Annotated in this window: 12 protein-coding genes and 8 tRNA genes; 7 read left to right on the top strand and 13 right to left on the bottom strand. The window is 46.3% G+C overall.

The genetic code is table 11. The features are described 5' to 3' along the window. Nucleotides 1-73 precede the first annotated feature (73 nt). The 4 genes from yccS to AC3IT7_RS03465 all read left to right on the top strand — a co-directional run bounded on the left by yccS (nucleotide 74) and on the right by AC3IT7_RS03465 (nucleotide 6,546). Entirely contained in the window at nucleotides 74-2,248 is a 2,175-nt protein-coding gene (gene yccS / locus AC3IT7_RS03480) for a YccS family putative transporter (RefSeq protein WP_489249409.1), read from the top strand. An 85-nt stretch (nucleotides 2,249-2,333) separates the two neighbouring features. Next, a complete protein-coding gene (locus tag AC3IT7_RS03475; protein ID WP_005097830.1) occupies nucleotides 2,334-2,894 on the top strand; it encodes a YcxB family protein in 561 nt (186 codons plus the stop codon). 169 nt (nucleotides 2,895-3,063) lie between these two features. Further along, the gene (locus tag AC3IT7_RS03470; RefSeq protein WP_489249408.1) at nucleotides 3,064-5,643 is read left to right on the top strand and encodes a PepSY domain-containing protein; all 2,580 of its coding nucleotides are present in this window, start codon (nucleotides 3,064-3,066) and stop codon (nucleotides 5,641-5,643) included. A gap of 99 nt (nucleotides 5,644-5,742) precedes the next feature. Continuing rightward, nucleotides 5,743-6,546 carry a YdcF family protein gene (locus AC3IT7_RS03465; RefSeq protein ID WP_489249407.1) on the top strand — a complete coding sequence of 268 codons (804 nt, stop codon included), beginning with the start codon at nucleotides 5,743-5,745 and terminating at the stop codon, nucleotides 6,544-6,546. 10 nt (nucleotides 6,547-6,556) lie between these two features. Here AC3IT7_RS03465 and AC3IT7_RS03460 read toward each other — a convergent pair whose 3' ends face one another. From AC3IT7_RS03460 to AC3IT7_RS03410, 11 genes are all read right to left on the bottom strand, one after another. Continuing rightward, nucleotides 6,557-7,015, bottom strand: a complete 459-nt coding sequence (locus AC3IT7_RS03460; RefSeq protein WP_489249406.1) for a DUF2750 domain-containing protein — start codon at nucleotides 7,013-7,015, stop codon at nucleotides 6,557-6,559. Nucleotides 7,016-7,086: 71 nt separating this feature from the next. Then, a tRNA-Val gene (locus AC3IT7_RS03455) sits at nucleotides 7,087-7,162 on the bottom strand. Nucleotides 7,163-7,259: 97 nt separating this feature from the next. Continuing rightward, nucleotides 7,260-7,336: transfer RNA gene (locus AC3IT7_RS03450), tRNA-Asp, on the bottom strand. Between the two features lie 12 nt (nucleotides 7,337-7,348). Beyond that, nucleotides 7,349-7,424, bottom strand: a tRNA-Val gene (locus AC3IT7_RS03445). A gap of 70 nt (nucleotides 7,425-7,494) precedes the next feature. Further along, nucleotides 7,495-7,571 (bottom strand) — tRNA-Asp (locus AC3IT7_RS03440). A 14-nt stretch (nucleotides 7,572-7,585) separates the two neighbouring features. Continuing rightward, nucleotides 7,586-7,661 (bottom strand) — tRNA-Val (locus AC3IT7_RS03435). A gap of 21 nt (nucleotides 7,662-7,682) precedes the next feature. Further along, a tRNA-Asp gene (locus AC3IT7_RS03430) sits at nucleotides 7,683-7,759 on the bottom strand. Between the two features lie 48 nt (nucleotides 7,760-7,807). Beyond that, nucleotides 7,808-7,884 (bottom strand) — tRNA-Asp (locus tag AC3IT7_RS03425). 28 nt (nucleotides 7,885-7,912) lie between these two features. After that, nucleotides 7,913-7,988: transfer RNA gene (locus AC3IT7_RS03420), tRNA-Val, on the bottom strand. 494 nt (nucleotides 7,989-8,482) lie between these two features. Next, the gene (gene elsL / locus AC3IT7_RS03415) at nucleotides 8,483-9,016 is read right to left on the bottom strand and encodes a cell wall-recycling L,D-carboxypeptidase ElsL (protein WP_489249405.1); all 534 of its coding nucleotides are present in this window, start codon (nucleotides 9,014-9,016) and stop codon (nucleotides 8,483-8,485) included. Continuing rightward, on the bottom strand, nucleotides 9,013-9,468 hold the full coding sequence (locus AC3IT7_RS03410; protein ID WP_489249404.1) for a YbaN family protein: 456 nt from the start codon (nucleotides 9,466-9,468) through the stop codon (nucleotides 9,013-9,015). Before AC3IT7_RS03410 ends, elsL begins: the two co-directional genes overlap by 4 nt. An 87-nt stretch (nucleotides 9,469-9,555) precedes the next feature. Between AC3IT7_RS03410 and AC3IT7_RS03405 the strand changes: the two genes are divergently transcribed. The 3 genes from AC3IT7_RS03405 (at nucleotide 9,556) to dapE (ending at nucleotide 11,956) form a co-directional block, all read left to right on the top strand. Further along, nucleotides 9,556-10,431, top strand: a complete 876-nt coding sequence (locus AC3IT7_RS03405) for a DUF1853 family protein (RefSeq protein ID WP_489249403.1) — start codon at nucleotides 9,556-9,558, stop codon at nucleotides 10,429-10,431. A gap of 112 nt (nucleotides 10,432-10,543) precedes the next feature. Continuing rightward, on the top strand, nucleotides 10,544-10,696 hold the full coding sequence (locus tag AC3IT7_RS03400; protein ID WP_475653571.1) for an entericidin A/B family lipoprotein: 153 nt from the start codon (nucleotides 10,544-10,546) through the stop codon (nucleotides 10,694-10,696). Between the two features lie 123 nt (nucleotides 10,697-10,819). Further along, on the top strand, nucleotides 10,820-11,956 hold the full coding sequence (gene dapE, locus AC3IT7_RS03395; RefSeq protein WP_489249402.1) for a succinyl-diaminopimelate desuccinylase: 1,137 nt from the start codon (nucleotides 10,820-10,822) through the stop codon (nucleotides 11,954-11,956). Between the two features lie 65 nt (nucleotides 11,957-12,021). On the opposite strand, the gene AC3IT7_RS03390 is transcribed toward dapE, so the two are convergent. Both AC3IT7_RS03390 and AC3IT7_RS03385 read right to left on the bottom strand, forming a co-directional pair. Then, nucleotides 12,022-12,480 (bottom strand): hypothetical protein, encoded by a 459-nt coding sequence (locus AC3IT7_RS03390; protein WP_475653569.1) that lies wholly within the window; start codon nucleotides 12,478-12,480, stop codon nucleotides 12,022-12,024. 3 nt (nucleotides 12,481-12,483) lie between these two features. Further along, nucleotides 12,484-16,935: a hybrid sensor histidine kinase/response regulator gene (locus AC3IT7_RS03385; RefSeq protein WP_489249401.1), complete on the bottom strand. Its 4,452-nt coding sequence runs from the start codon at nucleotides 16,933-16,935 to the stop codon at nucleotides 12,484-12,486. Nucleotides 16,936-16,992: the final 57 nt, after the last annotated feature.

Here is a 16,992-nt window from a genome sequence, read left to right as displayed (position 1 = left end):
AATTTTATAAACCTACTATTTTTCATTGGCATATTCAGATTCACCTGTAAGACTGCAGTATAAAGGACGACCTTTGAAATCTTGGCTCACTCGTCTCAAGCAAACCACCTATAATACGACCTTGATGTATAACCTGCGAATGATGACGGCATTTGCAGGTACCGCCTTTGTTCCCTATTTTATGGGGCAACAATTGATGACGATTCCCCTGACTTTAGGCGTGGTCGCAGCCGGTTTAAGCGATATTGATGACCGCTTTTCGGTGCGTATTCTCAATCTGCTATATACCTACATGGGTTTCTTTATTACTGCGGTTGGCGTTTATCTGCTCTATCCTTATCCGCCGCTGTTCGCCCTGGCTTTGATTGTTTCCTGTATTGGCCTGATTCTGCTCGGCTCACTGGGCAGGCGCTATGCCACGATTTCCTATGGCTGTCTGGTGGTTTCAGTCTATGCCATGCTCGGCGTTGAGCTGTTTGATGAATGGTATAAGCAGGCCGGCTTACTGGTTATCGGCGCGATGTGGTATGGCATTCTGTCGACCCTCAGCTTTTTGGTATTTCCTACCCGGCTGGCGCAAGACAAGCTTGCCACCTCCTATTCCTCGCTGGGTGATTTTTTATATGCCAAGTCCAATCTGTTTGATGTGGACATGACACCAACCAGTTATCAGCAGAGCATGATTGAGCTTTCTCTTGAAAATGGCAAACTGATTGCGATTTTTAATGAAATGAAAACCGCCCTGCTGACCCGCCTCAAAGGTGACCGTGGGCAAAAAGATACCCGTCGCAGTCTGCATTATTATTTTGTGGCGCAGGATATTCATGAACGTGCCGATTCAGCGCATATCGATTATCAGAAACTGGCCAAGATTTTCCAGCATAGCGATATCCTATTCCGCTTTCAGCGCATCATGTCCATTCAGGGCAAAGCCTGTAAGGATCTGAGTGAAAGTCTGTTGCAGCGCAAGCCTTATGTGCATAACAAACGTTTCAAGCATGCTTTTGACAACCTCCGCCTGTCTCTGGATAAATTACGTCAGGATCAGCATTATGATCAGGTCTGGATTAATGCGTTATTTTCACTCTTTCAGAACCTGAAATCGATTGATGCCCAGTTACGCAACCTGGAAACCGAGCAAAGTATCAAATCCGAGCGTTTTAAACATATCGAAAACCAGCTCAGGGATGATGACCTTAAAGGCTGGGAGGATATCAAGGTTCGAATTAAACAGCACCTTACTCCCGAGTCGGTGCTGTTCCGGCATGCCATCCGCCTGTCCATTGTGTTGCTGATCAGCTATATCTTCGTACAGGTCAGTAATATTGAATATGGTTACTGGATTTTATTGACGGCCCTGTTTGTCAGCCAGCCAAACTTTAACGCCACCAAACGGCGTTTACGTCTGCGTATTGTCGGTACACTGGTGGGGATTATTCTCGGTTATGCCATTCTGTATTTTGTGCCTTCTGTCGAGGGGCAATTATTAATTCTGGTCTTGAGTGGAATCCTGTTCTTTGAATTGCGCAGTAAACAGTATGCCCAGGCCACTGCCTTTATTACCATTCTGGCGCTGATCAACTTTAATTTAGACGGCATGGGCTTTGCTGCGGCCGTCCCGCGCATGATTGACACCCTGATTGGCTGTGCGATTGCCTGGTTCGGGGTCAGCTTTATTTTTCCAGACTGGAAATTCCGACGTTTGCCGCGCAGTATTACACGCAGCTTGCAGGCCGAGGCGGATTATTTAAGTGAAGTCATCGAGCAATATAAATCAGGGCGCAATAATGGTCTGAAATATCGGATTGTACGTCGTGCTGCACACAATACCGATGCCGAGGTGGCCTCGCTGATTTCAACCCTGGCCACTGAACCGGATATTGATCCGGTGCAAAAATCGCTGGCCTTTGAGTTCCTGTGTCTGAACCATACCTTTATCAGTTATATCGCAGCGCTGGGCGCACACCGGGAAAAAATTGAGGATCAGGACATCCTGAATTTACTCGATCAATCGTTGGAGAACATTCGTGGTGCATTACTGCGAGATGAAATGCCCGATTTAAGCGCACAAAATCTGATTGTCAGTATTCGACAGCGCCTGTCTCATGATCAGGAACAGGATCAGAAATCTCTGATCATTTTGCAGCAGCTATCTTTAATGTTCAGTATTTTAAATCAGTTAAGCCAGTTGAAACAAAGTTTGAGTCATGAGCGTGATGAACAGGCGACCGAACTCGGTTCATTATAATTTGGATGATTTTGGAACAATATACTCACTGAATTGGTACAATTAGTGCTAAACTTTTTACAGTTTTAAATCTGCTAGTTTCACTATGACCGCGAAAAATTTATACGCTTATACCTTACAGCCTGTGAACTATGAAATTTCCGAAGCCGAGCAGCGTCATGCTCAGCTGGTGATCTGGCGTAGTACCAATAAAATAGGCATGAAAGCCTGGCTGATCATGGGTGCTGTTGTTGCACTTTCTATTCTGGGCCTTCTGCTTCTTAAGAACTATTCAACCGTGTTCTGCTGGGTGGCGATTGCCTGTGTGGTGTTGTATTACCTGATCCGTACCTTTGGTCTGGAATGGTATGTTAAACGCAAGATGAACGAATTTCCGGTACAGGAAATCAAAGGTGTTCGTCTGGGCGTTCAACCGCACGGCATCATAATGCGCCAGAAAATGGGCCTGCAAGAAGGTGTGGGCGCGATCAGCTGGAAAGACATTTATGAATGGTACAACACACCAGAATTCATGTTGGTCAATTTTAAAGTAAAAGGCCAGCAAGGTGCTTATATCCTGCCTAAACGTCTGGACAGCAAAAACTTTTCTTTCAATACGATCCGTAAGCATCTAGAAGCAGAAGTTGGCGCAGCCAAACAAATCTAAACCGTACCCGTTTCAATAAAAACCTCCTGCCCCGGCATGGAGGTTTTTTTTCATCATAAAAAGATAAATGATAATGAGAATAAATATTATCCTCAACATCTATAATTCAGTATTAAAGTTCAGTTATAATTTGCCCACTTTTATCAATCGCACCCTTGATCTGACGCCCATGTTTAAAAAGACATTTTTCCAAATCCACTGGTTTCTGGGGATTACAGCAGGTTTAATCCTCTCGTTAATGGGGGTCACTGGCGCAATTTATTCATACGAACAACAAATCTTAAAATGGATAAATACCGACAGTTACACGGTTCAGGTTCAGCAAGGTGACAAGCTTACGCCGGCCCAGCTGTATCAGCATTTTCACAGGACTGCCCCTGAGATGCAGATCAACAGTATTACCGTGGCACAAGATCCAAGTGCTTCGAGTACCGTAAATATTGTCAAAGAAGGAGCACGGCGCGGTCAGAACATCCTGATCAACCCCTATACGGCCGAAGTCTTGCCTGAAATTAAGGGTCGGGAATTTTTCCAGTTTATTCAGCAATTGCATCGTAACCTGACGGTTGGCCCGGTCGGCAAACAGATTACCGGTGCCTGTACCCTGATGCTGATCTTTTTTGTCTTGTCCGGTCTTTACCTGCGCTGGCCAAAACGTCATTCAATCAAGCAATGGTTGTTTGTCAAACCACAGCTGAAAGGCCGTAATTTTATCTGGGATCTGCATGCCGTCGTCGGCACCTGGGTGGTGATTTTCTATCTGCTTTTAGCCTGCACCGGTCTGTACTGGTCCTATGACTGGTGGCGTAGCGGGATGTTCAAGGTGCTGGGGGTGGAACGTCCACAGCCTGCCATGCAGGCCAATCCCGGCAATCATCGCGGTGAGGGCCGTCAAGGTGGCGAACGCGGCTCGCGGGGTGAAGGACGGGAAGCAGCGATCACTCCAGAAGGTATTGTTCGTGCCCTGGATCAGAGCTGGATCGGGTTTAGTACTGAATTTTCAGACAAATATTCGACGGTAACCTTTAATCTTCCGAAAAAACCGGACGGCAACATGCAGCTTAGCTTTGTCGATCCGGTAGCTCAGCATGAACGTGCGCGCAATAGTGCCACTTATAATTACCAGACAGCAGAATTTAGCGAAGTTGAGCTGTATGAAGATAAAAAGCTGAATGAAAAAATCATGAGCAGCATGTTACCCGTGCATCGTGGCAGCTTCTTCGGCCCGTTCTACCAGTTCTTTGCAATGGTCGCAGCCTTGTTAATGCCATTGTTCTTTGTGACAGGCTGGATGCTGTATCTGAAACGTCGTAAACAGAAGCGTCTCACTTTGGCAGCCCGTCAGGGTGCCACTGCAGTGGACCTGGATGAAAATGCCAAACCGTGGTTGATTGCTTATGCATCGCAAACGGGTGTCGCGGAACAACTGGCCTGGCGTACAGCAACTGCTTTGCAGGAAGCACGCCAGCCGGCAAGCGTGAAACCGGTACAACAACTGACACTTGCCGATTTACAGCAAACCGAACAGCTATTATTTGTTGCCAGTACTTATGGTACGGGTGAAGCACCAGATCTGGCCGCTTCTTTTGAGAAAAAGATCCTGTCTGCCAAAGCCGATCTGCGGCATTTAAATTATGCAGTATTGGCCTTGGGCTCTCAGGAATATCCGGACAGTTATTGCAGTTTTGGTCATCGTATTGATCAGTGGTTACAACAAAATGGTGCCCAGCAGCTATTCAGCACCATTGAAGTGGACAATGCCAATAACCAGCACATTCAGCAATGGAATACGGCACTGGCACAAGTGACCCGACTGGAACTGCAGGCAATGGGCATTGATAAGATTTTTGACCAGTGGACATTGACTAAACGTGAAGTCCTCAATCCGGGCAGTCTGGGTGCCCCTGCCTTTAATATCGAACTGGTTCCTGAGCATGAAGCCATCTGGCAGGCTGGTGATATTGCCGAAATTCAGCCGGGTAATAGTCCGGAACGTATTCAGGCATTTATGCAACAAAACAATATTGCTGCCGGGACACAGGTACCTTCCCTGCAGCAAAGTATTGAACGCGCGCTTTGGGATCGGGATCTGACTCAGCTTAAACCTTTTGATTCTCTGGATCAGCTGCTTCAGCAGTTACCGACGCTGGCAACACGTGAATACTCGATTGCCAGTATTCCAAGCCAGCAGGTTTTACGTCTGGTGGTACGTCAGCAGGCCGATGCCCAAGGCCAGTTAGGCCTGGGTTCAGGCTGGCTCACCCAGCATGCAGCCCTGAATGCACCGGTTGCCCTGCGTATTCGCAGCAATGAATCTTTCCATCTGATTGATGACAACCGTCCAATTATTTGTATTGGTAATGGTACCGGTATTGCAGGTTTGCTAAGTCTGCTCAGTTCACGTAACCGTCAGGACTATAACCAGAACTGGCTGATCTTTGGTGAACGTCAGCGTGAACATGATTTCTTTTTTGAAGAAACCATTCAGGCCTGGCTGCAAATGGGAACCCTGAAACGTCTCGATCTGGCCTTCTCTCGTGATCAGCAGGAAAAAGTCTACGTGCACCACAAATTGCGTGAGCAGGCCGAAGAACTAAAAGCCTGGATTGCTCAGGGTGCGGTGATCTATGTTTGCGGCAGTATCAATGGTATGGCCAGTGATGTCGATCAGGCCCTGAATGACATTCTTGGGGAAACAGCACTCGATCAATTACGTCAAGAAGGACGTTATCGTCGTGATGTCTATTAAGATAATCTGATATGCTAAAAACCGGGCGCAATAGCCCGGTTTTTTATTGAAGATCTAAACGCAATAATAAGAATATAAATAAGAAAAAAGGAAACCTGGATGCTCACTCTCCTGAAACGTAGTCTCAGTCTGATCTTTGGCTTGATCCTCTGCATCCATAGCATGTGGTTACTGAGCCAAGGTCAAAGGCATTTTGCCATCAATCTGTCTCTCCTGATGGGTACAGGACTGATTCTGTATGCTGTGCTTTTTTCTTCTATTCAGCGCTGGAAACAGAATTCTCGCTTTAGAACCTTGCTGTGGAACAGTCTCTGGAGCGGATTTTTACTCTGGATAATCAGTGTCGCGATGTTTTTCGCTTATATCCAGATGTCGATCAACTCAAATCTTCCAGCACAACCTGCTGCAGCGATTTTGGTCCTAGGGAGTGGTATTAATCAGGGCCAGCCATCACCCAGCTTAAAAAGTCGTCTGGATACAGCAGCAAAGTATGCACAACAATATCCAGATACCTTGATGATTATGACAGGGGGACGAAATTTTCGGGAAAAACAGAGCGAAGCTGAAGTCATGCAAAATTATATTTATAGCCACTATCCGCAGCTCAAAAATCCCATTCGCCTGGAAGATCAGAGCAGAAGTACCCAACAAAACCTGCAATATTCCCAGGCAATCTTGAAACAGCAGAATATTGGCCGCAATGAGCCCATTGTGATTGTGACCAATGATTTTCATAGCCCGCGTGCCCGCGCGATTGCCAGACATCAAGGCTATCAGCACGTGATCAGCCTGAGTGCCAACACGCCTCCGCAGGCTCGTTACAATTCATGGTTGCGCGAATATTTTGCTTTGATTAAGGGTTGGCTATTGCATGAATATTCATTCTGCAAATCACCTGATTAAAAATCAAAAATTAATGTAAGCGGATCTGCCGCGGTAAAGGCATATCCGGATTTTTAAACAGTTCCGGCTTTTGCACATAAATCTGATACAGATAATTTTTAATATCCAGTAATAATTTTTCTGGTGCCACCAGAATATTTTGTCCTTCTGGGGTCAGATCAAGCGAGACAATGGTGCTTTCCTGACGTAAAAAGGGAATCACTTTCTCAACAAAATCCTTGAGACTAATCTCCTGAATAGCATAATTTACCCAATTGTCTTTAATCAGCAGTCTGGCCAGACTTTTACTGTGCCAGCAGGCAAATGCACGTTGTCCGGTCGGAGTCGCACATAAGGCCCAGCCATCCTGATATAACGCAAAAATGCCGGCATTCGCGACAATAGCTTCAATATACTGTTTATAGAGGTGTTGAGGATCGTATGCAGTCTGGGATCTGGTCGCTGCCTTGCGCTGATATGGATTTCTCATCGTCATGAAATCTTCAAATTATTATAGACTTCAAATTCTATGAAATATTCAGGATTTAGGCAAGAAAGATATGGTGGGCGCTGACGGGATCGAACCGCCGACATTCTGCTTGTAAGGCAGACGCTCTACCAACTGAGCTAAGCGCCCTGAGAAAAACAACAGGGTTGTTTTTTATGACGCAAGACAAGGTGTCTTGGTATCTTGAAAACTTAAATCTCAGGAATTTAAGCCTCTCATCTTAGGATGGCGCAGCGGACGGGGCTCGAACCCGCGACCCCCGGCGTGACAGGCCGGTATTCTAACCAACTGAACTACCGCTGCATCGTAAGAATCTGGTGGGCGCTGACGGGATCGAACCGCCGACATTCTGCTTGTAAGGCAGACGCTCTACCAACTGAGCTAAGCGCCCTGATAAAGAGTGTCAATCTTTAGTTTAATCAAATTTAAGCTCAGGGACCTAAATTTAATTTCTTTTGGAATGGCGCAGCGGACGGGGCTCGAACCCGCGACCCCCGGCGTGACAGGCCGGTATTCTAACCAACTGAACTACCGCTGCATCGCAAAAGATTATGGTGGGCGCTGACGGGATCGAACCGCCGACATTCTGCTTGTAAGGCAGACGCTCTACCAACTGAGCTAAGCGCCCTCAAAAGGTCTATCATGTAAATGGCGCAGCGGACGGGACTCGAACCCGCGACCCTCGGCGTGACAGGCCGATATTCTAACCAACTGAACTACCGCTGCATTTACACAATGTCGCTATTGTGGCAAACGAAAATCAAGATCTTAAAGTGGCGCAGCGGACGGGGCTCGAACCCGCGACCCCCGGCGTGACAGGCCGGTATTCTAACCAACTGAACTACCGCTGCAACTATAAGGTCTCAACATGAAAGAGCTTGGTGGGCGCTGACGGGATCGAACCGCCGACATTCTGCTTGTAAGGCAGACGCTCTACCAACTGAGCTAAGCGCCCTTTCTAAACGTCTATCATCGTTTGATGGGTGCATTATAGAGAATCTGCACAGCCTGTCAAACGCTTTTCGGAATGTTTTCTACTTTTTAGGTGTGAGTGATTAAAAAATAGGTTATTTGTTAAAAAAAACAACACTTTTTGTTTATTTTTTAAGTCTCTACCGAAATTTTTTAATCTTCATAATGAAAACTACAGCAAAATTTCCTATCTTGCCTTGCGAGATTTCAGGCTCCCCACGCAACATGCTTGAACTCTGCTCAAGGATTATACAAAGCTTTAAAATACTCGACGTTGTGTTGATGTAATCACGCCACATGAGCTGGTTTTAATACTGGAAATCAGGGTTGGACTGATTTCTGGATTGTAATTACTCTATTCGCACGCCATAAAAATATACTTTAGATCAGCCTTGGCCAGCTTTTAAAATAGATCTATTTATTCAAGTCAGTCAGCAAAAATAAAAGATTTTTCACATAACTTGAGGCTATGTCCTTTTATCTGACATATGAGATTTTCAGCATATCCATATCCAATGCCTGTTCCGAGATATATACCAAGGCATTCTCAGCAACCAGGTCAAACAGTTCAGCGATCTCCGGATTACGCATACGGATACAACCATGCGACAGGGGCTCCCCCATTGCTTCAGTATCTGGTGTGCCATGAATATAAATATAACGCTGATAGGTATCGCAGCCCTCACCCTGGTTAAATCCGGCTTCTAAACCACTCAGCCACAAAATACGGGTCAGGATCCAGTCACGTTGCGGAAATGCTGCGGCCAATTCGGCATTATAAATTTCACCCGTTGCCTGACGCGCCACAAATACGCTGTTTAAAGCTGCATTCTGACCAATTTTTTCAGCGATCTTGTGCCAGCCGCGTGGAGTCTTGCCACTATTTTCAGTTTCACCAATGCCATTTTTGCCACTGGAAATCAGATATTCTTTGTTTAAATGTGGCAGATATAGTTTTTGGTTGGCAAGATCAATCAGGATATCTGCCTGATCCAGTTGCAAGATACTCATGACTTGTTTTTCTCTGACTCGACTTTGTTTAACTCTGTATTCGACTTTATTTCTGTCTTTTCAGTATGAATAATTTCTTGATGAGGAACAACCTGATCCGGTTCAGGACGTCGCCATAACCAGATCGCCACAATCAGCATGGTAATATTGGTGAAAGCTTTTACTGCCAATGGTGCCGTGGTAAACAGCATGATAGTCGCGCTAATCAGCATCATGATACTGGCAAGCCATTTTGCCTTGCGCGGTACAGTCCCGTGCGCGCGCCAGTCCCTTAGGGTCGGGCCGTATTTGGGGTGATTCAATAACCAGTCATCCATTTGCGGCCAGCCTTTGGAGGCCGCCCAGGCAGCAAGAATTAAAAAGACCGTTGTTGGCATACCCGGCAAGATTGCACCGATAAAGCCCAGGATCACAAACAGCACCACCAGACTTCGCCAAAACAACACTTTCATAAATCTACCCTAGCCGCGGAATTCAGGTAGTATAAAGTGTTTTTGCATACTGTCCGTTGTATTTCTGCACTTATCACAGGTTGTACCATGCCCTTTTCCAGTTTGAATCAGAATCTTGTAGAAGCATGGCAACGTTATCAACATCCTCTGGTGCGTCAACTGGCATTTGCGGTTGGCAGCCCAAATATCCTGTCTCGTGTGCCGGATCAATTTGAAGTCATTCATGCTTTTGAACTGCATGACAGCCAGACCTGGCGGCAACATCTCAGCCATTATCAGCCTCGGCTCGAATTCCTCGATCAGCATCCAGAAGAACTGATCGAGTTTGTCCGGCAACTGAAAAGCACGCGTTTGGGGCTGCGTTTTGAAATGCTGGTCTGGTTCTGGCTACTCGATGAAGCTTATCATCCCTATCAGTTGCTCGGTCACAGCATTCAAAAAATTGCGGGTGCAAAAACCTTGGGTGAACTGGATTTCTTGCTTCGCAATACTAATACTGGCCAGATTGAACATTGGGAAGTTGCACTGAAATATTATCTGGCTGAAGCAGATTTTAGTCTGCCGCATTGGTATGGTCTGAACCGCACCGACACCCTGATCAGAAAAATGAACCATTTCACACAAAAACAGTTCCAGTTTGATGAGGCCTTGGCACATCCGATTCAAAAACGTTTTTGCATTCTTAAAGGACAGTTATACCTTCCTGTCCCGCTTGCCGATCAGCCCATTCCCAACTGGATCAATACCGAGCGTCGACTGGGTTTATGGGGGCAGCATATTCCTGCTGCACAGCACGGTTTCTATCGCCTGCAACGGCATGAATGGATTTATCCGCAAGCACAGCCGAGCAGTTTGGCTGCGGCCTGGTGGACTGATGGTCTGTATAAAAAACCGGATACCAATGACTTTTATATGTATCGCAAACCGGTGCTGATCCAGCATCCATCACATAAGCCCCTATAAAGCATTACATTTATTAACCGAAGCACTATGAAAACCACATATTTTTTAGTGCGTATATTTTCTACTCTAAGTTCCACATCATAATAATTTTATTATTGATTATACGGAGATGATGATGAAAAAAATTCTTGCTGCTTCATTAATGATGGCTTTTGTACTAACTGGCTGTAACACTGTAAAAGGCATGGGTAAAGATGTGTCTAAAGCGGGCGATGCAGTAACCAATACTGCTGAAAAAACTTCTGACGAAATCCGTAAAAACTAGTTTTTTCTGGAATGCTCATAGAACCCTATCTCAGATAGGGTTTTTTTATATCCATCGTTCACATTCAAAGCTATATTCGCCTATTATAGAGCCGAGAAAATTATCGACTGTTGAACCCCCCGCATGAGCTCTTCCGCTACCCTCGATTTAAGCCTGCAACTATTACGTCAGCCTTCTGTCACACCTATTGATCATGACTGCCAGAATATTATGGCAGAACGTTTAAAGAAAATTGGTTTCAATATTGAATCCATGCGTTTTGACGATGTAGATAATATCTGGGCACGTAAAGGCACCAAAGATCCGGTATTCTGTTTTGCTGGCCATACCGATGTGGTGCCAACGGGTAACCTGGATGCCTGGAACTCGGATCCTTTCCTGCCAGAAATCCGTGAAGGCAAACTTTATGGTCGTGGCAGTGCCGACATGAAAACTGCCTTGGCTGCCATGGTGGTGGCTACGGAACGTTTTGTAGAAAAATACCCAAACCATAAAGGTTCAATTAGCTACCTGATTACTTCAGATGAGGAAGGCCCGTCAATTAATGGCACAGTGAAAGTCATTGAGACCCTTGAAGCACGTAATGAGAAAATTACCTGGTGTCTGGTCGGTGAACCTTCAAGTACCCACAAACTCGGTGATATTGTTAAAAATGGCCGTCGTGGCTCTTTAAATGCCAAGCTGACTGTAAAGGGTAAACAAGGGCATGTGGCTTATCCGCATCTGGCAGTAAACCCAATTCATATGGCCTCGAAAGCCATTGCCGAGCTGTGTGACACTGTCTGGGACCATGGCAATGAATATTTCCCGGCAACCACATTCCAGATTTCTAACATCAACTCAGGTACGGGCGCGACCAACGTTATTCCTGGTACTGCGAACCTGCTGTTTAACTTCCGTTATTCAACTGAAGTGACTGCCGAAGAACTTAAAGCACGTACTTTGGAAATCCTGGATCGTCACGGCGTGGACTATGATATTTCCTGGACCCTGTCTGGCTTACCTTTCCTGACCCCGGCCGGTGAGCTGGTCAATGCTGCAAAGAGCGCCATTTTAAATGTCACAGGCACTGAAACCGAACTTTCTACCTCAGGCGGAACCTCAGATGGCCGCTTTATTGCGCCGACAGGTGCACAGGTTCTAGAACTTGGAGTGTTAAATGCCACCATCCACCAGATCAATGAGCATGTTGATATTGCCGACCTGGAGCCACTGGCTGAAATTTATGAACAGATTCTGGTGAATTTGCTTGCGGACTAAGTCTGCTGATTACAGAATAAAAAAGGAACTCTCTAGAGTTCCTTTTTTATTGCTCGGTTTTTTACTTAAAGTCCGATTGAAGCCTGAATATGGCTCATATTCGGGATATGGAACAGCTTTTCATCCATGCGTACATATTGAAAGATGGCGGGATCATTGACTGGCTGATCGACATCGACCACTTCAGAAATACGGATCCGGATAGTTTTTGGCATTTCATTGCACATCAAGGCAAAACGCTGGCTAATTTCATCCCCTTCAATGACCAGTGCCACACCATTATGACGTGAAGGTTCATTGACAGCATAGACTGGCAATTGTGCTTCATGCCATTCTACGGTCTTGACCTGTGTATTGCTGTCCAGCGCCGACAGGACAATATTTTGTGGCAACAGCATCGGATCTTTGCCATGACAGTCAATGATATAGGCATCGATAAATCCGGTAGACACCGTAATCAGATGCTGAAGTTCCTGCTGGCTAATCTGATCTGCCATTTTGCTTGTCGAATTGCTCTGACTCATCGATTACCCCTGTTTTTCAGCGATTAATTGTTGAATATTGGCCAGCAGTTCAGCTTCCTGGAACGGTTTACCCATATAGTGGGTTACGCCCAGACTGAATGCCCGTTCACGATGCTTCTCGCCAGTACGTGAGGTAATCATGATAATCGGCAAATCACGGTGAATATCGTGATGGCGAACCAGATTGGTCACTTCAAAACCATCCATACGCGGCATTTCAATATCCAGCAACATCAGATCCGGTCTGACATTTTCCAGCTGCTCGATTGCATCCACACCATCTTTGGCGGTGACAATATCATAGCCCTGACGTTCAAGCAGACGCGAAGTTACCTTACGTACTGTCACCGAGTCATCGACAATCATCACCAGACGGCGTGCATTGGAAGAACGTGAACCATCACGCTGCTCATTGATCTGTTTAACACGCTGTGTCGCCTGGATTTGACGCGCAATATTCTGGCCATCCAGAATCAGACAGACCTGACCATCACCCAGAATCGTGGCACCGGCCACTACCCCGATATTGGCAAACTGCTGCCCAATCGGTTTCACCACAATCTGTGCACGAGAGCCTACCAGCTGATCGACCAGCAAGGCAATGGTTTGGCCACTGTTGCCTTTAATCAGCAGTACCGGCAATGAATGGCCGACATTATTCAGACGTGGAATAGGCTGGTTGCCGACAAATTCGGACAGATAACGCAGCTTGTAGTTGTCACCATCAATCTTGAAGTAATCATCTTTGCTGCTGAAATAGGATTCCAGTGTAGTTGGCGCAATCCGCACAATACGGTCAATCTGTGCCAGAGAAATCGCATATTGCTGATCGCCCACTTTTACCATCAGCGCATCACTGACCGCAACCGTGGTCGGTACGCGAATTGTGAAGACCGTGCCCTTGCCCAGCTCCGAACTTACCGATACATGACCACCGAGCAGTTTGATTTCGCTTTGTACCACATCCAGACCTACGCCACGACCAGAAATCTGGGTGACTGCTTTTGCAGTACTGAAACCAGGATGGAAAATATATTGCAGCATTTCATCCTGATCAATCGACTGCTCAGCTTTGATCAGATCCAGACTCAGGGCTTTTTCACGAATTTTTTCCGCATCAATGCCCTTGCCATCATCACTGAACGACACAATCACATCGGTTCCTTGACGGCTGATATTCAATATAATTGAACCCACTTCCGGCTTGTTCAAGGCCAGACGATCTGCGGTATCTTCCAGACCATGGTCAATCGCATTACGCAACATGTGCTCAAATGGGGTGACCAGACGTTCCAGAATGTTACGGTCCAGTTCACCTTCGGTATTCTGCACGATCAGTTCTGCAGGGCGGTTCAAGGTGGTCGAAGTTTGACGCACAATACGTTGTAAACGCGGCAACATCCGGTCAAACGGTACCAGACGGGTACGCATCAGACTTTCCTGAATCTCGGCCTGAATACGTGATTGTTGTAGTAACAAACCTTCCGTTTCGCGAATCTTGTCAGCCAGAGTGCTCTTGAAGTCGACCAGATCCGATGCGGATTCTGCCAGAGATTTGGACAACTGGTTCAAGGAGGAATACTGGTCCATTTCCAGCGGATCGAAGTCGGCATAGCGCGAATTTTCTGAACCGTGTTTGGCAATAATCTGTGATTCCAGCTCGCCTTCCATGCGGCGTAACTGATCGGCCAGACGTTTGATCGCCAGTTCCATCTCGTTCAAGGTATTGCCCAGCTGCCCCAGATCCATCTCGATACGCGAACGGTTAATCGAGTTCTCACCAGACAGGTCAATCATCTTCTCGACCAGATCCGCAGAGATACGGATCATTTCGTTATTGCTGTCGCTAGTGCCGGTATTCGCCCACTCACCCATCATTTGTGGTGGTTCAGTACCATCGCCTTCAACAAAACCAAAGTCGGTGCTGACCACCAGATGTTCTGTTTTTGCCAGACGCTCCGGTAATTGCGCAGTGACATCGACATAGGCGATCTTTTTCAGACTGCTTTGAATCTGTTCAAAATTGCTATAATCGCGCTGGAAAATCGCCTGTTTTAACCACGCCAGTGTTTTCTGCAACAAGCCATCATAGGCATTCGAGTTAAATTGATAGACCGCAAACTGCTCGAAAGTGCTTTCCAGCTCATAGGCGATGCTGGCCACTTCTTCCACTTCAATCATACGTGCGCCACCTTTGATACTGTGGGCAGCACGTTGTAATTGCAGCAACAGGCTACGGTCACTACGCTGATCAAACCATTGATTGAGCAGTTTCTCGGCATTGGCCAGAATTTCTTCGGACTCTTCCAGGAAAGTTTCTTCAACAATGGATTTCAGTTCATCTTCTTCAGAGCGTTCAACTTCAGTTTCAACAGCTTCAGTAGACTCTATTCCGGTGCTTTCAACCTGTTCTTCTGGGTCAGTCAGCTCAGTTGCAGGCAGTTCAGTGCTTGCTGACGCTGCAAGTTCCGGTTCAGACGTTACTGTAGTTTCAACCTCTGTCACTTCATTTGCAGCCGTAGTACCATCAACAGCAACAGACTGGCCTGAAACCAGTGCCTGAATATTTTGCAGAATTGCAATCGCTTCAGTCGCCGGATAATCAATGCCATCATCTCGAATGGACTGAATACGGTCGGAAATGTTGTCCTGCACCAGACGGATAATCTGGATAAAAGCAGGTGTCACCGCAATCTGCTGACGGATTACCCGTTCATAAATGCTTTCCAGCTCATGCGCAATCAAACCGATATGCGAAGCTGCAATCATGTTTGCACCACCTTTTAAGGTATGCAAATGACGCATCAGATTGTTCAGTGAAGTCGTATCATCCTGTTTTTTGCTCCAGGTATTCAGATCTTCATCAATGCCTGCCAGCAATTCATCCGCTTCTTCCAGGAAGATACTTAACAATTCTTCATCGAAATCACGATTGGTTGCAGCACTTTCCCGCTGTTGACGATCGGTAGCAATCCGCTGGCTCAGGACAGCAAAATCCACACTGCCGGAACTAAGCGTTTCAGCAGCTGGTGTGGCATCTGCACTGCTCTCCACACCTGGAGTTGCTGCATCTTCAGCAAAGATCTCAAGATCCTGTTGTACAAAGGCCGACAGCTCACTTAAGGTTTTTTGAATCTCATCATTTAGAATGACACGCTGTCCTGCGGCCAGGGTATCAAATAAATGGATAAATTCCTGATGTGCCTGTGCAAACAGCTCATAAGCATAGTCGCTGTTTAATAGCACCGGTTTTTTAAGCAGTGCATCATAGGCCGATTTCAGATCGGCCGTGAATTCATGAATACCCTTGGCCGCACGGCTATCTGTATGCGCCAGCAATTCTGCAGCCTGCTGGCTGAGTGCCTGGATATATTCCGGATAATCGACTTGTGCACGTTTATCAAATTCAAACTCGGCATCCAGCAACAGGTCAATATCCAGCTCAACCAGTTTCGATACCAGACCTTGTGTCTGAACTGCCTCTGTTTCAGTGACTGCAAAGCCATAATCCTGCCAGACATGCTCAAAGGTCGCATACACCGTATCGAGTTTTTCAGTATCGCCCTGACGCAATAAATGCAGATAATCACTGACAAATTCGGCATATTGAATCAGTAAAGCAATTTCTTTTGAGGTTGAGACAATTTCATCTTGCAGCAAGGTTTTAAATAACTGTTCAACCTTGGAACTGGCCTCAAAAATCTGCTCAATCTGCGCCATTGACGAGCTACCCCGCAAGGTATGAATGGCACGAATCAGGGCATTATAATCCTGGGATCTTTCGTCTTGTGTCCGAAGGAAGGTTGCAATCGTTTCCAGATGCTCTTCGGCTTCTTCAATAAAGATGGCCACAGTCTCTTCGATATCACTACGAACAGGCACACCTACTGTCTCTGGTATCGACACAGATTCGGCCGGATCATGATCTGCAATTTCCAGCCCGGTCATTTGACCTTCGGCTGTCAAGGATTCGGCCAGGCCTAATAACTCTTCCAGCGCAGGCTCAGGTGAAATTTGTTGTTGTAATTGTTGTCCTAACAGCACCATTGGGCGCAGGTCAAGATCGATTTGCTGCACATGTTTGAATTTTGGATAGAGCGCATATTGATAGACATTCAGTACCGCCTGGGCAAATTTCTGCACGGTCGCTGTCAGCTGAATGGAACCGGACAGCACCCGATTCAGGGTATCTTCAACCGCCCAGGCCATTTCCCCGGCCGATTTTGCACCAACCATACGGCCTGAACCTTTCAGGGTATGAAAATGGCGGCGAATAGTCTTCAGATGTTCCGGATGATCTGGCTGTAACAACCATTCTGGAAATAAAGCATTTAACTCAACGAAGATTTCTTCAATTTCCTCAACAAAAATTTCAAGAATTTCTGCATCTTGATCAAGATAACTATCTTCAGGAAGCGTTGTCGTTTCAACTAAATTTTTTAATATTTCTTTCATAGCTAATGCTTCTTACGTTATGCCGCCAAGAAGGGCGCTCAAACTTAATTGTGACCG

The organism is Acinetobacter sp. KH_038, assembly GCF_057839405.1.
The sequence above is the reverse complement of the archived record's forward strand: the minus strand, read 5'-3'. Positions and strand labels throughout refer to the sequence as shown.

Excerpts from the sequence above, each read along its gene's own strand:
- AC3IT7_RS03475 (WP_005097830.1), top strand. The coding sequence starts at position 2,334 with ATGACCGCGAAAAATTTATACGCTTATACCTTACAGCCTGTGAACTAT.
- AC3IT7_RS03470 (WP_489249408.1), top strand. The coding sequence starts at position 3,064 with ATGTTTAAAAAGACATTTTTCCAAATCCACTGGTTTCTGGGGATTACA.
- AC3IT7_RS03465 (WP_489249407.1), top strand. The coding sequence starts at position 5,743 with ATGCTCACTCTCCTGAAACGTAGTCTCAGTCTGATCTTTGGCTTGATC.
- AC3IT7_RS03460 (WP_489249406.1), bottom strand. The coding sequence starts at position 7,015 with ATGAGAAATCCATATCAGCGCAAGGCAGCGACCAGATCCCAGACTGCA.
- elsL (WP_489249405.1), bottom strand. The coding sequence starts at position 9,016 with ATGAGTATCTTGCAACTGGATCAGGCAGATATCCTGATTGATCTTGCC.
- AC3IT7_RS03410 (WP_489249404.1), bottom strand. The coding sequence starts at position 9,468 with ATGAAAGTGTTGTTTTGGCGAAGTCTGGTGGTGCTGTTTGTGATCCTG.
- AC3IT7_RS03405 (WP_489249403.1), top strand. The coding sequence starts at position 9,556 with ATGCCCTTTTCCAGTTTGAATCAGAATCTTGTAGAAGCATGGCAACGT.
- AC3IT7_RS03400 (WP_475653571.1), top strand. The coding sequence starts at position 10,544 with ATGATGAAAAAAATTCTTGCTGCTTCATTAATGATGGCTTTTGTACTA.
- dapE (WP_489249402.1), top strand. The coding sequence starts at position 10,820 with ATGAGCTCTTCCGCTACCCTCGATTTAAGCCTGCAACTATTACGTCAG.
- AC3IT7_RS03390 (WP_475653569.1), bottom strand. The coding sequence starts at position 12,480 with ATGAGTCAGAGCAATTCGACAAGCAAAATGGCAGATCAGATTAGCCAG.
- AC3IT7_RS03385 (WP_489249401.1), bottom strand. The coding sequence starts at position 16,935 with ATGAAAGAAATATTAAAAAATTTAGTTGAAACGACAACGCTTCCTGAA.